Annotated in this window: 16 protein-coding genes; 8 read left to right on the forward strand and 8 right to left on the reverse strand. The window is 54.8% G+C overall.

Going from position 1 to position 15,551, the window contains the following annotated elements; genetic code table 11:
• Positions 1 to 111: 111 nt before the first annotated feature.
• From mglB to mglC, 3 genes are all read left to right on the forward strand, one after another.
• Positions 112 to 1,110: a galactose/glucose ABC transporter substrate-binding protein MglB gene (gene mglB, locus O1722_RS07685; RefSeq protein ID WP_017383382.1), complete on the forward strand. Its 999-nt coding sequence runs from the start codon at positions 112 to 114 to the stop codon at positions 1,108 to 1,110.
• 79 nt (positions 1,111 to 1,189) lie between these two features.
• Complete coding sequence (gene mglA / locus O1722_RS07690) at positions 1,190 to 2,710, forward strand: galactose/methyl galactoside ABC transporter ATP-binding protein MglA (RefSeq protein WP_003859320.1); 1,521 nt, start codon at positions 1,190 to 1,192, stop codon at positions 2,708 to 2,710.
• Positions 2,711 to 2,725: 15 nt separating this feature from the next.
• Positions 2,726 to 3,736, forward strand: coding sequence for a galactose/methyl galactoside ABC transporter permease MglC (mglC, locus tag O1722_RS07695; RefSeq protein ID WP_003859318.1), 1,011 nt, complete (start codon positions 2,726 to 2,728; stop codon positions 3,734 to 3,736).
• Between the two features lie 127 nt (positions 3,737 to 3,863).
• Here the strand turns inward: mglC and sanA are convergent, their stop codons facing one another.
• The 4 genes from sanA to O1722_RS07715 all read right to left on the reverse strand — a co-directional run bounded on the left by sanA (position 3,864) and on the right by O1722_RS07715 (position 6,802).
• Positions 3,864 to 4,574, reverse strand: a complete 711-nt coding sequence (gene sanA / locus O1722_RS07700; RefSeq protein WP_017383381.1) for an outer membrane permeability protein SanA — start codon at positions 4,572 to 4,574, stop codon at positions 3,864 to 3,866.
• A 127-nt stretch (positions 4,575 to 4,701) separates the two neighbouring features.
• Entirely contained in the window at positions 4,702 to 5,586 is an 885-nt protein-coding gene (cdd, locus tag O1722_RS07705) for a cytidine deaminase (RefSeq protein ID WP_017693047.1), read from the reverse strand.
• Positions 5,587 to 5,714: 128 nt separating this feature from the next.
• The gene (locus O1722_RS07710; protein ID WP_015572322.1) at positions 5,715 to 6,410 is read right to left on the reverse strand and encodes a CidB/LrgB family autolysis modulator; all 696 of its coding nucleotides are present in this window, start codon (positions 6,408 to 6,410) and stop codon (positions 5,715 to 5,717) included.
• Positions 6,407 to 6,802 carry a CidA/LrgA family protein gene (locus O1722_RS07715; protein ID WP_032671768.1) on the reverse strand — a complete coding sequence of 132 codons (396 nt, stop codon included), beginning with the start codon at positions 6,800 to 6,802 and terminating at the stop codon, positions 6,407 to 6,409. Before O1722_RS07715 ends, O1722_RS07710 begins: the two co-directional genes overlap by 4 nt.
• 168 nt (positions 6,803 to 6,970) lie before the next feature.
• Here O1722_RS07715 and dusC point away from each other — a divergent pair, with 168 nt between their 5' ends.
• On the forward strand, positions 6,971 to 7,906 hold the full coding sequence (gene dusC / locus O1722_RS07720; RefSeq protein WP_015572323.1) for a tRNA dihydrouridine(16) synthase DusC: 936 nt from the start codon (positions 6,971 to 6,973) through the stop codon (positions 7,904 to 7,906).
• Between the two features lie 44 nt (positions 7,907 to 7,950).
• Here dusC and yohP read toward each other — a convergent pair whose 3' ends face one another.
• Complete coding sequence (gene yohP, locus O1722_RS07725; RefSeq protein ID WP_015572324.1) at positions 7,951 to 8,034, reverse strand: small membrane protein YohP; 84 nt, start codon at positions 8,032 to 8,034, stop codon at positions 7,951 to 7,953.
• Positions 8,035 to 8,237: 203 nt separating this feature from the next.
• Between yohP and mdtQ the strand changes: the two genes are divergently transcribed.
• Complete coding sequence (gene mdtQ / locus O1722_RS07730) at positions 8,238 to 9,656, forward strand: multidrug resistance outer membrane protein MdtQ (RefSeq protein ID WP_033487345.1); 1,419 nt, start codon at positions 8,238 to 8,240, stop codon at positions 9,654 to 9,656.
• A gap of 50 nt (positions 9,657 to 9,706) precedes the next feature.
• On the forward strand, positions 9,707 to 10,471 hold the full coding sequence (locus O1722_RS07735) for an SDR family oxidoreductase (RefSeq protein WP_072203318.1): 765 nt from the start codon (positions 9,707 to 9,709) through the stop codon (positions 10,469 to 10,471).
• Between the two features lie 94 nt (positions 10,472 to 10,565).
• Here O1722_RS07735 and O1722_RS07740 read toward each other — a convergent pair whose 3' ends face one another.
• Positions 10,566 to 11,138 carry a DedA family protein gene (locus O1722_RS07740; protein WP_032669483.1) on the reverse strand — a complete coding sequence of 191 codons (573 nt, stop codon included), beginning with the start codon at positions 11,136 to 11,138 and terminating at the stop codon, positions 10,566 to 10,568.
• A 157-nt stretch (positions 11,139 to 11,295) separates the two neighbouring features.
• On the opposite strand from O1722_RS07740, the gene O1722_RS07745 reads away from it, so the two are divergent.
• Positions 11,296 to 11,883, forward strand: coding sequence for a Yip1 family protein (locus tag O1722_RS07745; RefSeq protein ID WP_003859296.1), 588 nt, complete (start codon positions 11,296 to 11,298; stop codon positions 11,881 to 11,883).
• Between the two features lie 167 nt (positions 11,884 to 12,050).
• Positions 12,051 to 12,974 (forward strand): D-alanyl-D-alanine endopeptidase, encoded by a 924-nt coding sequence (pbpG, locus tag O1722_RS07750; RefSeq protein ID WP_015572329.1) that lies wholly within the window; start codon positions 12,051 to 12,053, stop codon positions 12,972 to 12,974.
• A 105-nt stretch (positions 12,975 to 13,079) separates the two neighbouring features.
• Here pbpG and O1722_RS07755 read toward each other — a convergent pair whose 3' ends face one another.
• Positions 13,080 to 13,634 (reverse strand): GNAT family N-acetyltransferase, encoded by a 555-nt coding sequence (locus tag O1722_RS07755; protein ID WP_017383377.1) that lies wholly within the window; start codon positions 13,632 to 13,634, stop codon positions 13,080 to 13,082.
• Between the two features lie 102 nt (positions 13,635 to 13,736).
• Positions 13,737 to 15,494 carry a D-lactate dehydrogenase gene (gene dld / locus O1722_RS07760; protein ID WP_015572331.1) on the reverse strand — a complete coding sequence of 586 codons (1,758 nt, stop codon included), beginning with the start codon at positions 15,492 to 15,494 and terminating at the stop codon, positions 13,737 to 13,739.
• Positions 15,495 to 15,551: the final 57 nt, after the last annotated feature.

The following is a 15,551-nucleotide window of genomic DNA, read 5'->3' on the forward strand; positions in this document are numbered from 1 at the left end:
GAAGCTGGACATTTTATAAGTGAACTTCGGCGATCAGTAACGTTTTATTAACTTCTGCCCGCCGACCGTTTTTCACAAGAACTACCCTGCATAAAAAAAACCGGAGATACCATGAATAAGAAGGTGTTGACTCTGTCTGCTGTCATGGCAAGCATGCTTTTTGGCGCAGCAGCGCACGCAGCGGATACCCGTATTGGCGTGACTATCTATAAATACGACGACAACTTCATGTCCGTTGTGCGTAAAGCAATTGAAAAAGATGCTAAATCAGCGCCAGACGTGCAGCTGCTGATGAATGACTCCCAGAATGACCAGTCCAAACAGAACGATCAGATTGACGTTCTTCTGGCAAAAGGCGTGAAAGCGCTGGCTATTAACCTGGTTGACCCGGCTGCGGCAGGCACGGTGATCGAGAAAGCGCGCGGCCAGAACGTGCCAATTGTCTTCTTCAACAAAGAACCTTCCCGTAAGGCGCTGGACAGCTACGACAAAGCGTATTACGTGGGTACCGACTCCAAAGAGTCCGGGATTATCCAGGGCGATCTGATTGCGAAACACTGGGCGGCGAACCCGAACTGGGATCTGAACAAAGATGGTCAGATTCAGTTCGTTCTGCTGAAAGGCGAACCGGGCCATCCGGATGCTGAAGCACGTACCACCTACGTTATTAAAGAGCTGAACGACAAGGGCCTGAAAACCCAGCAGCTGGCGTTAGACACCGCAATGTGGGACACCGCTCAGGCGAAAGATAAGATGGACGCGTGGCTCTCTGGTCCGAACGCCAACAAAATTGAAGTGGTCATCGCCAACAACGATGCGATGGCAATGGGTGCGGTAGAAGCGCTGAAAGCCCACAACAAATCCGCCATTCCTGTATTCGGTGTGGATGCCCTGCCAGAAGCGCTGGCGCTGGTGAAATCTGGCGCTATGGCCGGTACCGTGCTGAACGATGCCAACAACCAGGCGAAAGCCACCTTCGATCTGGCGAAAAACCTGGCCGACGGTAAAGGCGCCGCTGACGGGACTAACTGGAAAATTGACAACAAAATCGTTCGCGTTCCTTACGTGGGCGTAGACCAGTCCAACCTGGCTGAGTTTATCGGTAAATAAGTTATCTGCATTGTCTTCACTGGGCGCAATTCGTTGCGCCCTTTTATAACGCGATATGCGAGGCCAACAAGGTATAATTATGGTCAGCACAACTACTCAGTCGTCCGGTGAATACTTGTTGGAAATGACCGGTGTCAACAAGTCATTCCCCGGTGTTAAGGCGCTCGATAATGTTAATTTAAAAGTTCGTCCACACTCTATTCATGCGTTAATGGGTGAAAACGGTGCGGGTAAATCAACATTATTAAAATGCCTCTTTGGGATCTATCAAAAAGATTCTGGCAGCATTCTTTTTCAGGGAAAAGAGATCGACTTCCATTCAGCGAAAGAAGCGCTGGAGAACGGTATCTCGATGGTACACCAGGAATTAAACCTGGTTCTGCAACGTTCAGTTATGGATAATATGTGGTTGGGTCGTTATCCAACCAAAGGTGTCTTTGTCGATCAGGATAAAATGTATCGCGACACCAAAGCCATTTTTGATGAGCTGGATATTGATATCGACCCGCGCGCACGCGTCGGGACATTATCCGTTTCCCAGATGCAGATGATCGAAATTGCCAAAGCGTTCTCCTATGATGCGAAAATCGTGATCATGGATGAACCGACATCGTCATTAACGGAAAAAGAGGTTAACCACCTTTTTACCATTATTCGTAAGCTGAAAGATCGCGGCTGCGGCATTGTCTATATCTCACATAAAATGGAAGAGATCTTCCAGCTGTGCGATGAAATCACCATCCTGCGCGACGGCCAGTGGATCGCCACCCAGCCGCTGGAAGGGCTGGATATGGACAAGATCATCGCCATGATGGTTGGCCGTTCTCTGAACCAGCGCTTCCCGGATAAAGAAAACAAGCCAGGCGAAGTGATTCTGGAGGTGCGTAACCTGACCTCGCTGCGTCAGCCGTCTATCCGCGATGTCTCTTTCGATCTGCACAAGGGGGAGATCCTTGGCATCGCAGGGCTGGTGGGCGCTAAGCGCACCGATATCGTGGAAACCCTGTTTGGTATCCGTGAGAAAGCCGAAGGCACCATTACGCTGCACGGTAAGAAGATCAACAACCACAACGCCAACGAAGCCATTAATAATGGCTTTGCGCTGGTGACGGAAGAGCGTCGTTCCACCGGTATTTACGCTTATCTGGATATTAACTTTAACTCGTTAATTTCTAATATTCGCAATTACAAAAATAAAGTCGGGCTGCTGGATAATTCCCGCATGAAGAGCGATACCCAGTGGGTGATTGACTCCATGCGCGTGAAAACGCCGGGCCACCGCACGCAAATTGGCTCACTCTCGGGAGGGAACCAGCAGAAAGTCATTATTGGTCGCTGGCTATTAACCCAGCCTGAAATTCTGATGCTGGATGAACCTACGCGCGGTATCGACGTGGGTGCAAAATTTGAGATTTACCAGCTGATCGCCGAGCTGGCGAAAAAAGATAAAGGGATCATTATTATTTCTTCCGAAATGCCGGAATTGTTAGGGATCACAGACCGTATTCTGGTTATGAGCAATGGTCTCGTTGCCGGTATTGTTGAAACCAAAACGACAACGCAAAACGAAATTTTGCGTCTTGCGTCTTTGCACCTTTAAGATCAGGGGCTCCTCATGAGTGCGTTAAATAAAAAAAGTTTTCTCACTTATCTGAAAGAAGGCGGTATTTACGTTGTTCTTTTAGTCTTGCTGGCGATTATTATTTTCCAGGACCCTACGTTCTTAAGTCTGCTGAACTTGAGTAACATTCTGACCCAGTCTTCCGTACGTATTATTATCGCGCTTGGCGTGGCGGGGCTTATCGTTACCCAAGGGACTGACCTTTCGGCAGGGCGCCAGGTGGGTCTGGCGGCGGTCATTGCGGCAACCCTGTTGCAGTCGATGGAAAACGCCAACAAGGTGTTCCCGGAGATGGCGACCATGCCGATTTTCGTGGTGATCCTGATCGTGTGCGCCATCGGCGCGGTAATTGGCCTGATTAACGGCATCATCATTGCTTACCTGAACGTGACGCCATTCATCACCACGCTTGGCACGATGATCATCGTTTATGGTATCAACTCCCTGTACTACGATTTCGTCGGCGCGTCTCCAATCTCTGGCTTCGACAGCGGCTTCTCGACCTTCACGCAGGGGTTTGTTGCGCTGGGCAGCTTCCGTCTCTCCTACATCACCTTCTATGCGCTGATTGCGGTGGCGTTCGTCTGGATCCTGTGGAACAAAACCCGCTTCGGTAAAAACATCTTTGCTATCGGCGGTAACCCTGAAGCGGCGAAAGTGTCCGGGGTCAACGTGGCTCTGAACCTGCTGATGATTTACGCCCTGTCCGGGGTCTTCTACGCCTTCGGCGGGATGCTGGAAGCGGGCCGTATCGGCTCTGCAACCAACAACCTCGGCTTTATGTACGAACTGGATGCGATTGCAGCCTGCGTGGTTGGCGGCGTCTCCTTCAGCGGCGGCGTGGGTACCGTGCTGGGCGTGGTGACCGGTGTGATCATCTTCACCGTTATCAACTACGGCCTGACCTACATCGGCGTGAACCCCTACTGGCAGTACATCATCAAGGGCGCCATCATCATCTTCGCGGTTGCGCTGGATTCACTGAAGTACGCGCGTAAGAAGTAAGATCTTCAGAATGAAAAGGCCCGCTCACGTAGCGGGCCTTTTTTTGCCTGGTGGCGCGACGCTTACCGGGCCTACAAAATCGCGATCGTAGGTCGGGTAAGGCGAAGCCGCCACCCGACAAAAGTTATTACTTCTTCTGAATTTCCAGCAACTGCTCTGGCGTTACCGCCGGGTAACCCTGTGCATTCTCCGGCACTTCGTGCATCGTTGGGATCGGCACCAGCGGGCCTAAAAAGCGCGGTTCACGTTTGAATAAGTACAGGTCAGCCAGCGCGCCAAAACGAGCGCCAAACTCACGTACGCGCACGCTCAGCATATCCTTTGGCGATGGCACCGCATAACACTGCGCCTGAATGCCCATATGCAGGGCGATAAACAGCGCCCGCTCGCAGTGGAAACGCTGGGTAATGATGATGAAATCATTGGTGTCGAACACCTTGCGGGTACGCACGATGGAATCAAGCGTGCGGAATCCGGCGTAGTCGAGCACGATATCGGCCGGGTCGACGCCTGCGGCAATCAGATCTTTGCGCATCGTCACCGGCTCGTTATAGCTTTGCAGCGCGTTATCGCCGCTCAGCAGCAGATAGTTCACCTTGCCGCTGTTATAGGCGTTCAGCGCGCCCTGAATACGATACCGGTAATACTGATTTATGACGCCAGTGCGGTAATACTTGGCGGTGCCAAGCACCACACCAACCTGACGGTAGGGGAGATCCTGTAGGTCATCAAAAATGTAGGGGGCTGTTTTCCAGCTCATCCAGCGGTCGAGACCCAGCACGATCAACAGCAGTATGCCGACCAGGACAGACAGGCTGTAAAACACGCGCTTTAACATGCAGATGGCTCGTACCGATGATGAAATTTCCCTCAGGCTACTGTACCCGCCTGGTTAGCGCAAGAAACAGCGATTCAACTGAGGGGTTTTTCGTCAGACTGGCGGGCAACTCTGCCCGCCGAACAGATTATGCCAGCAGCACGCGGTCGATGGTTGAACAGCCCAGCGCTTTCAGCGTGGCTGCGGTCGCGTCCCACTGGATCAGCGGCGCATCGGCCTTTTCAGCCAGGATTGCGCGCTGAATATCCGGGTAGTCATACCCGTTCAGGCTAAGCAGGTTCAGGGCACCCTGGAGCGGAGGCAGCGTCGGGTTAAATGCGGCGTTCTCTGCATAGCTGCCGGTGAAGATGCGGCCGTCGCGGCACTGAAGGGCGACGCCGCTTGGAGATTTGCTGTATGGCGTGTGGCTTTTATTGGCGGCGGCAATGGCCGCTTCGCTCAGCTCATCTCCCGAGAGCGCATAACCGTGGTCCTGCTCGTCCATCAGCAGGGTTTTGATCTCAAGATCTTTCGGGCCGAAAGCATCCGGCAGGTAATCACCCAGCGTATGCGGTGCGCGTCCCGGCAGGTTGATACGCAGTTCAAGACCGCTGTTCAGCTCATTCATAAACTGGCGGCAGTGGCCGCAAGGGGTATAGTTGACGGTGATGGCGCGCAGGGCTTTTTCGCCGCGCAGCCAGGCGTGACTGATGGCGCTCTGCTCCGCGTGGACGGTTTGCTGCATGGTCGCACCGATGAACTCCATGTTTCCGCCGAAGTACCAGGTTCCGCTCACGCCGCGCGCAATTGCGCCTACGTTAAAATGGGAAAGGTCAGCGCGGGCGCAGGCAGCCGCAAGGGGCAGCAGGGCGAAAGCCAGCGCGTCTTCGTCCAGCCCCGTTGCCTGTTTAAGGGCCGTGACCTGATCTGCCGTCAGCAGGGCGGGGAAATGCGCATCCGCCAGAACCGGAGCCAGGGCTGATTGCAAATTCTCTGCAAGCTGAGAGAAAGCAGCTTGAAAACGTGGATGCATGACGTTGCCTCATCAAGGTTAATGGATCGGTAGTGTACGGAGCCGTACGGCCTTTATATGTGATCCAAATCTCATTATGTGTGCAACTTATGAAATGAAAATGAAATTTGCGCGACGCATCGCAAATTTTAGCCCATGACTGCCAGAATAATCGGGAAGATAAACGGCGCGACCAGGGAAGTGATAATCCCGCAGATCACCAGCGCCAGCGAGCTGAATGCCCCTTCCTGATAATCCAGTTCCGCGCAGCGTGCGGTGCCCAGCGCGTGCGAGGCGGTACCCATCGCCAGACCGCGTGCCGCTTTGGTCCGAATTTTCATGATATTCAGCAGCGTATGACCAAACACCGCGCCCAGGATACCGACGAAAATCACGCACACGGCGCTGATGGCCGGAATGCCCCCGATGCTGCCGCCCACGGCCATGGCAATCGGCGTGGTGACGGATTTAGGCAGGATAGAGGCGGCGATCTGCGGCGACGCGCCCATCAATAAGGCCACCGAGGTACCGGTGATCATCGCAACAAGGCTACCCACAAAGCAGATGGTAATGATGGATTTCCAGCGCGCGCGGATCTGATGCAGTTGCTCATATAAAGGAAACGCCAGCGCCACCACGGCAGGCTGCAACAAATCGTTGAGGATCTTGCTCCCGGCGAAGTAACGCTCATAAGGAATGCCGGTGAGCAGCAGAAAAGGAATAATCACCACCATGGCGACCAGCAGCGGGTTGAGCAACGGCATTTTGAAACGCACCGCAAGCTTACGCGCAGCAAAGAACACCACCAGGGTTAACGGCAGGGACCACCAGATATTCGCCATCATTTTTTTGTTCTCTCCCCGACGACCTTGCGTTCGCCATGCACAATGTGTGAACTCCAGCTGACGACCAGGAATACCACCAGCGTACTGATGGCGCAGGAGACCACAATCGGGCCGAACTGCGCTTTAAGCACATCGTAATACTGCATCACCCCAACGCCGATAGGCACAAAAAGCAGGGCCATATAGCGAATGAGAACGAAGCACCCCGGATTAACCCATTTCGCGGGCAGCACCTGTAATGCCAGTAGCACAAACAGGATCAGCATGCCGATAATGCTGCCGGGTATCGTAATCGGCAGCAGCGAAGCGATAAAAATGCCGGCGTACAGGCAGGCATAAATGAGGACGAAGGCGCGAAGGTATTGCCAGATAGTATTCAGTGATTTGCTCATGGTGAAAGTCCTTGCTGAGACGTATTCATCATACAATTAAACCTGAAAATGTGCCACGGATCACATCATGAATTTTGGGCATACCAGACATTCCGCAATGGAACGCCGGGCTTTCAACATACATAGAGAGCAGCTACTATAGCGCGTCTTTTTTCACAGGTACTCAGAATGCGTGTTTTACTGGCCCCGATGGAAGGTGTGCTCGACTCTCTCGTGCGCGAGCTGCTTACCGAGGTGAACGATTACGATCTCTGCGTGACGGAGTTTCTGCGCGTGGTCGATATGTTGCTGCCAGAAAAATCATTTTATCGTCTCTGCCCGGAACTGCATCGTCAGAGCCGTACCCCGTCCGGTACGCTGGTGCGTGTCCAGCTGCTCGGCCAGTATCCTGAGTGGCTGGCTGAAAACGCCGCCCGCGCGGTAGCGCTTGGTTCGTACGGCGTCGATCTTAACTGCGGCTGTCCGTCAAAGCTGGTCAACGGCAGCGGCGGGGGGGCGACGCTACTTAAAGATCCGGAGCTGATTTATCGCGGCGCAAAGGCCATGCGTGAGGCGGTGCCATCGCACCTGCCGGTGACGGTCAAAGTGCGTCTGGGATGGGACAGCGACGACAAGCAGTTTGAAATTGCTGACGCGGTGCAGCAGGCGGGCGCCACCGAGCTGGTGGTGCACGGGCGAACCAAAGAGGATGGTTATAAAGCCGAGCGCATTAACTGGCAGGCGATTGGCGAGATCCGCAAACGGCTTACGATCCCGGTGATTGCCAACGGCGAAATCTGGGATTATGAGAGCGCGCAGGCCTGCCTCAAAGAGACCGGCTGTAATGCCGTGATGATTGGCCGCGGTGCGCTGAACGTGCCGAACCTCAGCCGGGTGGTGAAATATAATGAGCCGCGGATGCCGTGGGCGGATGTGGTGAAACTACTGCAAAAATACACGCGGCTGGAAAAGCAGGGCGATACCGGCTTGTATCACGTCGCGCGCATTAAGCAGTGGCTGAGTTATTTGCGTAAAGAGTACGACGACGCGCTGGGATTATTTCAGGAGATCCGTACCCTACAGACGTCTGCGGATATTGCCCGGGTGATCCAGTCAAAATCCTGAGCGAAGTGTGAAGTGTTTGCCCGGCGCGGAGCCGGGCAACAGAATCAGAAAATCATCTTAAATACGCCGGTTACCACCAGCAGCCCTATCAGAAATATAATCAAAATAACCCACAATAATATTTTCATTCGCCTCTCCTGCGTATGTCTGTCGAAGTAAGTGTAGCAGCCAATTCATAATTAGCATGAATACATGAAATTAAATCATTGTCTTGGAGAATAAATTTCCGGATATGAAAATGTATAACAATATGCGGATTGCCACGCGTTACTAAAAAACGGAACGTCAGTAAGCGTAAGTTGCGCCTTTATTTTTTTGAGTTCATGGCGTAATGAAACGTTCTCTTACTTTATCTCTGAGTGCTCCTCTTGTTTTTATGCTGGCCGCCTGCGCGCCGGAACATGCCACGGTGTCTCCAGTAAAAACGCAAGCCGCCGCCGCAGCTGTAAATACCCAACTGCGTCATGCCGACTGGCCAAAAAGCGAATGGTGGAAAGACTTTAACGACCCCCAGCTCAACGCGCTGATCGACAAAGCGCTGGAGGATGCGCCGGATATGCAAATTGCCCGTCAGCGTATCACCCTGGCGGAAGCACAGGCGAAAGCCGCTGTCGCTGCTGAGGGTCCACAGCTGGATTTTTCCGCAGATGTTGAACGGCAAAAAATGTCGGCAGAGGGGCTGATGGGGCCATTTGCGCTGACCGACCCGGCGGCGGGGACAACCGGCCCCTGGTACACCAACGGCACCTTTGGTCTGACGGCGGGTTGGGATCTGGATTTATGGGGTAAAAACCGCGCCCAAATTGAGGCCCGCATCGGTCAGGTGAATGCGCAAAAAGCGGAGCTGGAGCAGACCCGCCAGCTGCTCGCCAGCAGCGTCGCGCGGCTGTACTGGGACTGGCAGACCGAGGCCGCGGTGGGTGACGTACTCGCGCAAATCAAACGGGAGCAGGAAAATATCATCGGTGCCGATCGTGAGCTTTATCAGCACGGCATTACCTCCTCGGTGGAAGGCGTTGAAACGGATATTAATGCCAGCAAAACCGATGAACAGCTCGCTGACGTGCACGGCAAAATGAAGGTCATTGAGGCGCGTCTGAATGCGTTGACCCATACCCCTTCAGTCACGCTCGCCCGGCATGCCTTACCTGACGCAGAGGCGTCGTTGCCATCAACGCTCGGTTATGAACTGCTGGCTCGGCGCCCGGATTTGCAGGAGGCGCACTGGTATATCGAAGCATCCATGAGCGAAGTGGATGCCGCCAGAGCCGCGTTCTACCCTGACATCAATTTGATGGCATTCTTGCAGCAGGATGCATTGCACCTGAGTGACCTGTTCCGCTCATCTGCGCAGCAAATGGGCGTAACCGCCGGGCTGACGCTGCCAATTTTTGACAGCGGTCGGTTGAATGCGAACCTGGATATCGCCCAGGCGCAAAACAACCTCTCCGTGGCGAACTACAACAAGGCCGTGGTAGATGCCGTAAACCAGGTTGCCCGGACGGCCAGCGAAGTGGAAACGCTGACCGCCAAAAATCAGCACCAGCAGCAGATCGAAAAAGATGCGGCGCGCGTCGTTGCGCTGGCACAGGCGCGTTTCAGCGCCGGGATCATTGCCGGCTCCCGGGTGAGTGAAGCAAAAATTCCGGCGCTCAAAGAGCGTATTACCGGGTTGATGCTGAAAGGTCAGTACGTGGATGCCACGCTCCAGCTCACCTCCGCGCTGGGTGGCGGATATCATCACGGCTAACATTGCGCATTATCTATACTTACCTCTTTGCAGATTATCAGGAGGTGAGTATGACGCGAGTCGCAATTGTTACCGCATCGGATTCAGGAATTGGCAAAACGACGGCCCTGATGCTGGCCGAACGCGGGTTTGATGTCGGAGTAACCTGGCATTCAGATGAGAAAGGGGCGCTGGCAACCTGCCGTGAAATTGAAGCGCGCGGGCAGCGTGCCGAGGCCATTCATCTCGACTTAAGCAATTTGCCGGAAGGCGCAAAGGCCATTGAAACCCTGATTACGCGTTTCGGGCGGCTGGATGTGCTGGTTAACAATGCCGGGGCGATGAATAAAGCGCCATTTCTGGACCTGTCGTTTGACGACTGGCGGCACATATTCACCGTTGACGTGGACGGCGCGTTTCTCTGCTCGCAAATCGCGGCGCGTCAGATGGTGAAGCAGGGGGAAGGGGGGCGGATCGTGAATATCACCTCGGTGCATGAACATACGCCATTGCCGGACGCCAGCGCCTATACGGCGGCCAAACATGCGCTGGGCGGGTTAACAAAGTCGATGGCGCTGGAGTTGGTTAAACATAAGATTCTGGTGAACGCCGTTGCGCCCGGAGCGATCGCCACGCCGATGAATGATATGGACGACAGCGAAGTGAAAGAAGGCGCAATGCCGGAAATCCCGCTGGCACGGCCAGGGCATACCAAAGAAATTGCCAGCCTGGTGGCGTGGCTGTGTGACAGCGACGCCAGCTACACCACCGGGCAGTCGTTTATCGTCGACGGCGGTTTTATGCTGGCGAATCCGCAGTTTAAGCCGGAGGGATAGGTTCCCCTCACCCTAACCCTCTCCCTGTGGGAGAGGGAACTAAAAACCCCCTCTCCCTGTGGGAGAGGGCCGGGGTGAGGGCATCAGGCCGCACTCACTCCTGATCCCGCCTCTTCTCTCTGTGCCGCATCCACAGCCGTACCACAATCACCACTGCAACAACCAGGATCAACCAGGCCCAGTGTTTAAGATGCTGATCGAGATTATGCAGCCACGGACCTATTACTTCGCCACCCACGTAGCCAAGCGTGGTGAAAATCAGCGCCCAGGCAATCGCCCCGAGAATGTTCAGCGGCAGGAAGATTTTCGGCGGTAAGCGGCTCGCGCCAATCAGTATTGGCCCGATGATGCGAAAGCCGTACATAAAGCGGGTACCAATCACAAACAGCCAGGGACGTCGCTGGATAAGCCGCTGAGCACGGCGAATTTTCTTTTGATGCTTAGCAAAACGTTGCAAAAGCGTCGGGCCAAAGCGCAGCCCCAGAAAGTAGAGCAGCTGATCGCCAATCATACCGCCCAACGCGACGGCGGCGACCACCAGCGAGAATTTCAGCAATCCCTGATGTGCGGCCACCCCGCCCAGCAGCGTGATGGTTTCGCCTTCCGCGACGCTGCCGATCACCAGCGCGGCGTATCCATATTGTTCAATAAGACCGTTGATATCCATTACGTAAACGTCATCTCCCTTACTGTGCCTGCGTTAATCATATACCCCATCCATCAACCGCGCGGCAATCAACGGAAATTTCCCACTGTACATAAAATAATCTAAAGCCTGCATTATACTTAAGCTATCGCTGACGGGCCGACAACAAGGGGGCGTTATGAACCATGTCTGGGGACTTTTCTCCCATCCCGATCGTGAAATGCAGGTGATCCGTAACGAGAACGAAACGGTCGCGCATCACTATACCCACCATGTCCTGCTGATGGCAGCGGTGCCGGTGGTCTGCGCGTTTATTGGTACTACGCAGATAGGCTGGAACTTTGGTGACGGCACCGTGGTTCAGCTTTCCTGGTTTACCGGACTGTACCTGGCCATTCTGTTTTATGGCCTGATGCTGGCCGGGGTGGCGGTGATGGGGCGGGTCATCCACTGGATGGCGCGCAACTATCCGCAGCGCCCGTCGCTGGCACACTGTATGGTCTTCGCCGGATACGTCGCGACCCCGCTGTTTTTAAGCGGTATTGTCGCGCTCTATCCACTGGTCTGGCTGTGCGCGCTGATCGGTACGGTTGCCCTCTTTTACACCGGTTATCTGCTGTATGTAGGGGTGCCAACCTTCCTCAATATCAATAAAGAAGAGGGCCTGAGCTTCTCCAGCTCTACGCTTGCCATCGGCGTGCTGGTCCTGGAAGCGCTACTGGCCCTGACAGTTATTCTTTGGGGTTATGGATACCGTCTCTTTTAAGTTCCCTGCATTGCTGGCGTAAATGCCAGCAATGCAGCATCTGGTTATGATTCTCCGCTGGCGACAACGCACGGTGACCGCTATGATGCCGAAGCCAGCCTGTGTTTATCCGTTGACACAGGCGGTGTACGTCATAACGTGCGTGAATCATTATCAGAAGTCTCATCATGCTGAAATTTCGAGTGTCACTCCTTAGTCTTGCGCTGCTGCTGGGCGTCTCCGCTACCGCGCCAGCCATCGCCAAAACGACCGCAGTCGCCACCGCTGCTGCGCAACCCCAGATTGCGTCCGGCAGCGCGATGATCGTTGACCTGAATACCAACAAGGTGATCTACGCCAGTCATCCGGATCTGGTGCGCCCGATCGCTTCCATAACCAAAGTCATGACCGCGATGGTGGTGCTTGATGCACGACTGCCGCTGGACGAAAAGCTGAAGGTGGATATCAGCCACACGCCAGAGATGAAAGGGATCTACTCTCGCGTGCGTCTGAACAGTGAAATCAGCCGTAAAAATATGCTGCTGCTGGCGCTGATGTCCTCTGAGAACCGCGCGGCGGCAAGCCTTGCCCACCATTATCCTGGTGGTTACGACGCGTTTATCCGCGCGATGAACGCCAAAGCCAAAGCGCTGGGGATGAAAAATACCCATTTCGTGGAGCCAACCGGTCTGTCGATTCATAACGTCTCGACGGCGCGTGATTTAACCAAGCTGCTGATCGCCAGTAAGCAATACCCGCTGATCGGTCAGCTCAGTACCACGCGTGAGGAGATGGCGACATTCTCGAACCCGGCGTATACGCTGCCGTTCCGCAACACTAACCATCTGGTGTATCGCGATAACTGGAATATTCAGTTAACCAAGACCGGATTCACTAATGCGGCAGGGCACTGCCTGGTGATGCGCACCGTGTTTAACGGTAAGCCAGTAGCGCTGGTGGTGATGGATGCCTTCGGCAAATATACCCACTTTGCGGACGCCAGCCGCCTGCGCACCTGGATTGAAACCGGGAAAGTGCAGCCGGTGCCGGCTTCAGCGCTGGCGTATAAAAAGCAGAAAGCGGAACAGATGGCGACGGCGCAGAACGACTGAGCCGCCTGTCTGTGCCGGGTGGCGGCTTCGCCTTACCCGGCCTACGGCCCTAAAGCGGCCCCGATACGTAGGCCCGGTAAGCGAAGCGCCACCGGGCGAAAGCGCCTACTCCGGCAGCGTCCAGTCACCATCGTTGAGTGGACGCTGCATGATCAACGTATCCCGCCAGTCCCCCTTCTTATACCCCACGCTGCGCAGTTGACCGACAACCTCGAAGCCATGTTTTTTATGCAGCCGTAACGATCCCGCATTATTGTTTCCGTCACCAACCACGGCAATCATCTGCCGCCAGGGTCCTTGTTCACAACGGGCGATCAGTGCCTGGAGTAAGGCCGAGCCAAACCCGCGCCCGGTAGTGCTGGCATCCACATAGATGGATTCCTCAAGGGTGTACCGGTAGGCCTGGCGTGGACGATAAAACGTGGCGTAGCAGTAGCCGACAACAATGCCGCGATACAGCGCAACCAGCCACGGTAAACCGCTGTCGGTCACGCTCTTCATCCGCTGACGCATCTCATCGACGGTGGGAGGAACTTCCTCGAAGGACGCACGGCCATGAAGCACATGCCAGGCGTATATCGCCGAGATGGCATGCGCATCGTCAGGAAGGGCGTCGCGCACCTCGATTTCAGTTTCGGGGAAAATTTCTACAGCCGACATGTTCTGCCCGCTCCTTGTTTGGAAAGCCAGAGAAACGTTTCTCTGGCAACAGGCAGATACTCTAGTACGTTTGAGGAGGGCTTAACAATCTCTTAAATTTGGCTATAAGAGTTCATCAGAGGCTTGCGTATTGTGTTCCTCTGTTTCGGCACTCTCTTTCCAGTATTTCTTCCGCGTTGTCTTACCAATGCCCGGGTTCATACTGTTTGTAGGGTCATTTTTGCGATAAAACTGTTTAAGCGTCTCCGGCGCTTTGTACAGGTGTCCTACGTTGTGCTCGGCAGGATATTGCGCGCCACGCTCGTGCAGCAGCGCCAGCATCTGTTCTTTCAGCGCATGCGCATCAACCCCTTTTTTGACGATGTAATCCTGATGGAAGACATAGCACATAAAGTGGCCGTAATAGAGCTTATGCACCAGCTTGCTGTCAATCTCCGGCGGCAGATGTTCAAACCACTCGGTATCGTTGCGACGCAGGGCGATATCCAGCGCCAGAATATCCTCCACCTCTTCGGAATGCACCGCCTGATAACGGATGGCAGCACCCGCCGCGGCGAAGCGGTGCAGGAAGGCTTTGCTGCCTTCTTCCGGCGTACAGGCAAAGAAATCCCCGTCGGCGGTTTTGAAGAATTCGGTGAGCCAGCTCTGCGCTTCGGCAATTCCGTCCCCGGCCATTTTCAGCAGCAGATGGTGCTCATACTTGTCGCGCCAGGTCTTCATCCGCTCCGGTAAATGCGCCGGGAAGACGTTACCCAGCTTCTGCATAAAGCGGTCGGTGAAGTGCGGTTTGAACAACGATACTTTCTCCAGCATCGCGTCGGTGCGGCCCTTCATAGTGAAGAAGAACGGCATTTTGTCGGTGCCGAGTTTGTCGATCATCAGGAAGGTGTCTTTCCCGTAGCGCTCGGCGATGTCGTAAATGTCCCGGTGCATATACTCGCCCGCCACCGGCAGGTGAGTGAACTCGGCCAGAATATGACGACGGATCTCCGTCAGCACCTCCGGCTGATTGGTGCCGATGTAAAACACCTGCTGCTTTTTCTCTGCCGGGAAGGTATCGAGGCGCACCGCAAAAACGGCCAGCTTGCCCGCGCAGCCGGAGGATTCAAACAGGCGATCCGGATCGGCGTTATAGCGCGCCGGCGTATCGGCATTGATATCGCGCACGCGGGTGATGTAATCGTGGTCATGCGCGTGACGGCCATCGTGCTGAACGTCTTCGTCCTTCACGCGGTCATCGTCAAGTTTGCTGAGGATCTGTTCAGGCGTTACGCCCAGATCGATCCCCAGATGGTTAACCAGCGTCAGCTTGCCGTTTTCATCGATACGGGCGAACAGCGACATTTCCGTGTAAGCCGGGCCGCGCTGCACCAGCGAGCCGCCGGAGTTATTGCAGATCCCGCCGATCACCGAGGCGCCAATGCACGATGAGCCGATCACCGAGTGCGGTTCGCGTCCCAGCGGCTTAAGCGCTTTTTCCAGCGAGTAAAGCGTGGTGCCGGGGAAGGCGAGCACCTGTTCGCCCTTGTCCAGCAGGTGCAGTTTGTCGAGGCGCAGGGTGCTGATAATCACGATGTCACGATCGTAATCGTTGCCGTTCGGCGTGGAGCCTTCGGTCAGGCCGGTATTCGCAGCCTGCATTAAAATAATCTTGTCTGCCGCAACGCAGGCGCTGAGCACGCGCCACAGTTCGAGCAACGTACCGGGGAAGACTACCGCCAGCGCGTCGCCCTGGCCGGAGCGAAAGCCCTTCCGATAGCGGGCGGTTTTGGCCGGGTCGGTAAGCAGGTGAGAGTGACCAACCAGGCGAGACAGTTCGTTAATAAATGTAGTGTTATCGTCAGTTCGAACAGAAGACATCTTCCACTCCTTGTGGTGGGGCAAATTTCTCGCTGTAAAGCATAGCGCGATTAGCCG

It is taken from the genome of Enterobacter cloacae complex sp. HYC003_NIDB, from assembly GCF_056673375.1.

Coding starts and splice junctions, on each gene's coding strand:
- mglB (WP_017383382.1), top strand. CDS start 112: ATGAATAAGAAGGTGTTGACTCTGTCTGCTGTCATGGCAAGCATGCTT.
- mglA (WP_003859320.1), top strand. CDS start 1,190: ATGGTCAGCACAACTACTCAGTCGTCCGGTGAATACTTGTTGGAAATG.
- mglC (WP_003859318.1), top strand. CDS start 2,726: ATGAGTGCGTTAAATAAAAAAAGTTTTCTCACTTATCTGAAAGAAGGC.
- sanA (WP_017383381.1), bottom strand. CDS start 4,574: ATGTTAAAGCGCGTGTTTTACAGCCTGTCTGTCCTGGTCGGCATACTG.
- cdd (WP_017693047.1), bottom strand. CDS start 5,586: ATGCATCCACGTTTTCAAGCTGCTTTCTCTCAGCTTGCAGAGAATTTG.
- O1722_RS07710 (WP_015572322.1), bottom strand. CDS start 6,410: ATGATGGCGAATATCTGGTGGTCCCTGCCGTTAACCCTGGTGGTGTTC.
- O1722_RS07715 (WP_032671768.1), bottom strand. CDS start 6,802: ATGAGCAAATCACTGAATACTATCTGGCAATACCTTCGCGCCTTCGTC.
- dusC (WP_015572323.1), top strand. CDS start 6,971: ATGCGTGTTTTACTGGCCCCGATGGAAGGTGTGCTCGACTCTCTCGTG.
- yohP (WP_015572324.1), bottom strand. CDS start 8,034: ATGAAAATATTATTGTGGGTTATTTTGATTATATTTCTGATAGGGCTG.
- mdtQ (WP_033487345.1), top strand. CDS start 8,238: ATGAAACGTTCTCTTACTTTATCTCTGAGTGCTCCTCTTGTTTTTATG.
- O1722_RS07735 (WP_072203318.1), top strand. CDS start 9,707: ATGACGCGAGTCGCAATTGTTACCGCATCGGATTCAGGAATTGGCAAA.
- O1722_RS07740 (WP_032669483.1), bottom strand. CDS start 11,138: ATGGATATCAACGGTCTTATTGAACAATATGGATACGCCGCGCTGGTG.
- O1722_RS07745 (WP_003859296.1), top strand. CDS start 11,296: ATGAACCATGTCTGGGGACTTTTCTCCCATCCCGATCGTGAAATGCAG.
- pbpG (WP_015572329.1), top strand. CDS start 12,051: ATGCTGAAATTTCGAGTGTCACTCCTTAGTCTTGCGCTGCTGCTGGGC.
- O1722_RS07755 (WP_017383377.1), bottom strand. CDS start 13,634: ATGTCGGCTGTAGAAATTTTCCCCGAAACTGAAATCGAGGTGCGCGAC.
- dld (WP_015572331.1), bottom strand. CDS start 15,494: ATGTCTTCTGTTCGAACTGACGATAACACTACATTTATTAACGAACTG.